Source organism: Nocardia tenerifensis NBRC 101015 (genome assembly GCF_000308715.1).
Lineage (GTDB): Bacteria > Actinomycetota > Actinomycetes > Mycobacteriales > Mycobacteriaceae > Nocardia > Nocardia tenerifensis.
In genome coordinates this window covers 1-6,347 of the sequence record NZ_BAGH01000523.1, presented here as the reverse complement: position 1 = coordinate 6,347, position 6,347 = coordinate 1, and the positions used below count along the sequence as shown (strand labels likewise).

At 71.9% G+C, this 6,347-nt stretch carries 1 protein-coding gene; it reads left to right on the top strand.

Going from position 1 to position 6,347, the window contains the following annotated elements; all coding sequences use genetic code 11:
* Positions 1-6,347, top strand: a 6,347-nt coding sequence (locus tag ON39_RS35050) for a type I polyketide synthase (protein WP_040740610.1), incomplete at both ends; no start/stop codon positions are given.

Below are 6,347 nucleotides of genomic sequence, written 5' to 3'. Positions count from 1 at the left end.
GGTCAGCGGAGCCGCCGAGGCGATCGACGGCCTGCTCGGCGAACTGGAGCACCAGGGCGTGCGGGTACGCCGTATCCCGGTCGATTACGCCTCGCACTCGGCCCACGTCGACGCGATCGAAGCGGAACTCGCCGAGGCGCTCGCGCCGATCGTCCCGCGCGCGGGGCACATCCCGTTCCACTCCACCGTCACCGGCACGCCGCTGCCCGGCACCGAGCTGACCGCCGGCTACTGGTACCGCAACCTCCGGCAGACCGTCCTGTTCCACCAGGTTGTCGCGGCACTGCCGGACACCTACACCACCTTTGTCGAACCGAGCCCGCACCCGGTGCTCACCGCCGTCGTCGAAGAGTCCGCGGGCGACGACGTCATCGCGGTCGGCACCCTGCGCCGCGACGACGGCGACCTCACCCGACTGCTCGTCTCCGCCGCCGAAGCGTGGACCCGTGGTGTCTATATAGACTGGGCGGCAACGCAATCCATCCACGCCCGGCGAATTCCGTTACCCACCTATCCATTTCAGCGCACCAGATACTGGCTCGACACCCCGGCCAGGGTCGCGGATGCGGCGGACGGCGCCGACGCCGAGTTCTGGCAGGCGATCGAGCATCAGGATCTCGACGCGCTCACCGAACTGCTCGCGGTGACGGACCGAGATCCTCGCGCGGAACTGCGTCCGGCGGTTACGCTGCTGTCGGACTGGCGACGCGAGCGCGTCACCAGCTCGACCATCGACTCGTGGCGCTACCACGTGAGCTGGCGCCCGCTCGCGTCCCCGCACGCCGGCCCGGCCGGCACCGGCACGCATCTGGCCCTCCTGCCCGCGGCCGCCGCCGAGCACGCCGTGATAACCACCGCGCTGGACGCATTGACCCATGCGGGCGCGTCGGTCGTGCGAATCCCGTGTGACGGCAGGGAGTCTCGCGAGTCCCTCGGTCGACTGCTCGCCGAACACCAGCCGCGGCGGGTCCTTTCGTTCGCGGCGTTCGGCGACGATCCCGTCGCCACGACCCTGGCGCTGTTCCAGGCCTGCGCGGCGCAGGAGCTCGACGGGTCGGTGTGGTGTGTGAGCTCCGGCGCGGTCGCCGTCGGTCCCGCCGACCGCATCCGTGCGCCGCACCAGGCCGCGGTGTGGGGTCTCGGGCAGGTGGCCGGTCTCGAACACCCCCGTTGGTGGGGTGGCCTGCTCGACATGCCCGAGCAGACCGATGCGCGCGCCGCTGCTCGATTCGCGGCGGCGCTGGCCGATGACCAGCCGGAGGACCAACTCGCCATCCGCGCCTCGGGTGTATTCGTCCGGCGGCTGACGCGCGCGACCGCCGTGACACCGAATCGGGTGTGGCGCACCGACGGTCCCGTGCTCGTCACCGGCGGCACCGGCGCGCTCGGCGCGCACGTCGCCCGCTGGCTCGCCCGGTCCGGCGTGCGCCACCTCGTGCTCACCAGCCGCCGCGGTCCCGAGGCGCCCGGCGCTGGCGAGCTGTGCGCCGAACTCGTTGCTCTCGCTCCCGGCATCCGGGTCGACGTGGCGCCGTGCGACGTCGCCGACCGGGCGGCCCTCGACCGGCTGCTCGCGGCCGTCGGCACGCCGGTGACCGCCGTCTTCCACACCGCCGGTTCGGCGGCCGCCGCGTCGTTGCGCGACACCACGACCGAGCTCGTCGCGCGGACCTGGGCGGGTAAGGCGCGCGGCGCACGCAATCTCGACGACGCATTCGCGAACGCCGACCTGGACGCCTTCGTGCTGTTCTCCTCCGGTGCGGGCGTGTGGGGCGGCGGCGGGCAGGGCGCCTACGCCGCCGCCAACGCCTACCTCGACGCGCTGGCCAGGGCCAGACGCGACCGGGGCCGGCACGCGCTCGCGGTCGCGTGGGGGACCTGGGACGGCGACGGCATGGCCGCCGACGAAGCCGGAAAAGCGCTGCACCGCTTGGGTTTACCGCCGATGCCCGCCGAGTTGGCGGTGGCCGCGCTGCACCGGGCGCTCGATCGCGACGACACCCATCTCGTCGTCGCCGACATCGCCTGGAACCGATTCGCCCCAACCCTCAGCGCGGCCCGCCGACGCCCGCTCATCGGCGATCTAGCCGAGGCGCGAGCGGTGCTGGACGAGCCGGACCGCGCAGCGTCACCGACGGACGCAACCGCCTGGCAGCGCGCCATGTCCGGGCTGAGCGCCGCCGATCGCCGCCGCGCCATGCTCGACCTGGTGCGCGCCGAGGTCGCCACCGTCCTCGGCCACGATTCACCCGACGCGGTGTCGCCGCGGGCGGCGTTCCGCGATCTGGGCGTCGATTCGCTCACCGCGGTTCAGCTGCGCAATCGGCTCCGGACCACGACGGGGGTGGCGATGCCCGCCACGCTGGTCTTCGACCATCCGTCCCCGGCGGCGCTGGTGGACCATCTGGAACGGACGCTGCTGGGCGACGCCCCCGCGGGCACGGCGGATCCCGTTGCGCCACAACATAACGACGACCCCGTGGTGATCATCTCGATGGGCTGCCGCTTCCCCGGCGGCGCGGATTCACCGGAAGCACTGTGGGAACTCGTCGAACAAGGGCGCGACGCGATCTCCGACTTCCCCGCCGACCGGGGCTGGGACCTCGACGGTCTCTACGATCCGGAACTGAGCAGGCCGGGCACCTCCTACGCCCGAGAAGGCGCCTTCCTCACCGACGCCGCCGCGTTCGACGCCGCCGTCTTCGGCATCTCGCCGAGGGAAGCGCTGGCGATGGACCCACAGCAGCGACTGCTACTGGAAACCGCGTGGGAAAGCTTCGAACGCGCGGGCATCGCGGTCGACAGCCTCGCGAAGAGCCGCACCGGCGTGTTCATCGGGGCGGCCACCTCCCACTACGCGGCCGCCGACGCCGAGGAACGCACGGAAGGCTACCGGATCACCGGCACGGCGACCGCCGTTGTCTCCGGCCGCATCTCCTACGCCTTCGGGTTGGAGGGTCCCGCCGTCACGGTCGACACGGCCTGCTCCTCGTCGCTGGTCGCCATGCATCTGGCCGCACAGGCGCTGCGCGGCGGTGAATGCTCGCTGGCGCTGGCGGGCGGGGTGACCGTGATGTCGACGCCCGCGGCGTTCGTCGAGTTCAGCCGCCAGCGCGGGCTGGCCGCCGACGGCAGGTGCAAGGCCTTCGCCGCCGCCGCGGACGGGACCGGCTGGGGCGAGGGCGCCGGACTCGTACTGCTGGAACGACTTTCGGACGCCCGGCGCAACGGGCATCCGGTGCTCGCCGTGCTGCGCGGCTCCGCGGTGAATCAGGACGGCGCGTCCAACGGGCTCAGCGCGCCCAACGGCCCGTCCCAGCAGCGGGTGATCCGGCAGGCGCTGGCCGCCGCCGGACTGCGGCCGTCCGAGGTGGACGCCGTCGAGGCGCACGGCACCGGAACCCGGCTCGGGGACCCGATCGAGGCGCAGGCGCTACTGGCCACCTATGGGCAGGAACGGGAACAGCCGCTCTGGCTCGGCACGATCAAGTCCAATATCGGGCACACGCAGTCCGCCGCCGGCGTGGCGGGCGTGATCAAGATGGTCATGGCGATGCGGCACGGACGGCTACCGCGCACCTTGCACGTCGACGAACCGACACCACAGGTCGACTGGACCGAGGGCCTGGTCTCGCTGCTGCACGAGTCTCAGCCGTGGCCGGCCGACCGGCCCCGCCGGGCTGGCGTATCCGCCTTCGGGGTCAGCGGCACGAACGCGCACGTGATCCTGGAACAGGTCCCGGAACCGGAACCCGTTGTGGCGCAGGGGTCCGCGCCGGTTGTGCCGCTGCTGCTGTCCGCGCACGACAGCGCCGCGCTCGCGGCCGCGGCCGCGCGGCTGATCGATCGCATCGACGCCGACGCGTCGATCCTCGATCTCGGCTATGCGCTCGCGACCACCCGCGCGGCGCTCACCGAGCGGGCGGTGATCGTGGCGGAGGAGCCCGACGAGTATCGGCGCGCGCTCGCGGAGCTCGCGGCGGGAACCCCGCATCCCGCCGTGATCACCGGGCGGGCCACGGAGCAGCGGCTCGCCATGGTGTTCTCGGGTCAGGGCGGCCAACGCCTCGGCATGGGCCGCGAACTCTACGACACCTACCCCACCTACGCCGACGCCTTCGACACCACCTGCACACAACTCGACCTGCACCTCCCACAACCCCTACGCGACATCATCTTCGGCACCGACCAACACCTACTCGACCAAACCCAATACACCCAACCCGCACTCTTCGCCGTCCAAGTCGCCCTCTACCGACTCTGGGAATCCTGGGGCATCACACCCACCGCGGTCACCGGACACTCCATCGGCGAAATCACCGCCGCCCACATCGCCGGCGCCCTCACCCTCCCCGACGCCGCACGCCTGATCACCCTCCGCGGCCAACTCATGCAGTCACTACCCGAAGGCGGCGCCATGCTCGCCATCGACACCACCGAACACGAGATCCTGCCCCTCCTGACCGGGCGCGAAAACACCGTCGCCATAGCCGCCATCAACTCCCCCAACTCCCTCGTCCTGTCCGGCGATCGAGCCACACTCACCGACCTCGCCACACAACTACCCGGCCACCGCACCACCTGGCTCCGCGTCTCCCACGCCTTCCACTCACCACTGATGGAACCAATCCTCGACCACTACCGCACAGCCATCAACGAACTCACCTTCACCACCCCCACCATCCCCCTCATCTCCACCCTCACCGGACAACCCACCGACCACACCAACCCCCAACACTGGATCAACCACGCCCGCAACACCGTCCGCTTCACCGACGCCATCACCACCCTCAACGACGGACACACCACCTTCCTCGAAATCGGGCCAGGCAGCACCCTGATCCCCCACCTACCGGATACCGCGATCCCGAGTCTGCGTGCCCGGCAATCGGAACCGCGGGCGCTCGCCACCGCACTCGGCAGGCTGGTCGTCGAGGGAGCGAATCCGTTCTGGCACGAATACTTCGCCGACCGCGGCGCGCACCCGGTGTCGCTGCCGACGTATCCCTTTCAGCGCCAGCGCTATTGGCTCCTCCCCAAAGTCACCGCGGGCACTGCACTCGCCGAGCAGCCGGACTCCCGGTTCTGGGACGCGGTCGAGCGGGCCGACCTGGAAGCATTGTCCACCGAACTGGGTATCACCGATCCCGAGCCGCTGACCGGCGCGCTGCCCGTTCTTGCGCAGTGGCGACGCCGGGCCCGGACCCAGTCCGTGCTGGACGGCTGGCGTTATCAGGTCGGTTGGACACCGGTACGCGCCGACACCCGCGCGATCACCGGTGCGTGGCTCGTGGTGGTGCCACCCGCGCACCGCGCGGACCCGGCCGTGACCGCGGTCCTCGACGCGCTGGGCGCCGCCGGTGCCGAGGTCAGGATCGCGCACGAGCCGGCGATCGGCGACTGCGCCGGACTCACCGGCGTGCTGTCGCTGCTCGCCCTCGACGAACAGCCGGACCCGGTGCACGACGCGGTCCCCGCCGGGCTCGCCGCGACCGTCGCCCTGATCCAGTCGATGCAGCGCGCCGCGTCGACCGCGCCACTGTGGTGCGTCACCCGGGGCGCGGTCGCCATCGGCCGCGCCGAGGAACTGCGGTCACCGGCGCAGGCGCAGACCTGGGGCATGGGCCGCGCGGTCGCGCTCGAATGGCCGACCGGCTGGGGCGGACTCGTCGACCTGCCCGCATCACTGGACGAGCGCGCACTGGCCGAGCTGCCCGCGGTACTGGCCATGACGACGGAGGACCAGCTGGCGGTGCGCGCCTCCGGCGTGTTCGCCCGCCGCCTCACGCGCGCGCCGCACAGTACGCCGAGTGGACCGGAATGGACGCCGCGTGGCACGGTCCTGATCACCGGCGGCACCGGCGTACTCGGCGCGCATACCGCCCGCTGGCTCGCCCGCCGTGGTGCGCAACATCTATTGCTGGTCAGTCGCGGTGGGCCGGACGCGCCGGGTGCCGCCGCGCTGGCGGCCGAACTCGCCGCACTCGGCGCGGAGGTGACGATCACCGCCTGCGACATCGCCGATCGCGCCGCGGTAGCCGACCTGGTCGCCCGCGTACCGGAGCGGCGACCACTGACCGCCGTCGTGCACACCGCCGGCCTCGGCCAGCTGAACCCGTTGTCCGACACCGATATCGAGCAGTTCGCCGAGATCCTTCGCGCGAAAACCGCGGGCGCGGCCCATCTCGACGAGGTGCTCGGCGATCGCGAACTCGACGCGTTCGTGCTGTTCTCCTCGGTGTCCGGGACCTGGGGCAGCGGCGGTCAGTCGGCGTACGGGGCGGCCAACGCCTACGTGGACGCCCTCGCGCGTCGCCGCCGGGACCGCGGGCTGGTCGCGACCTCCG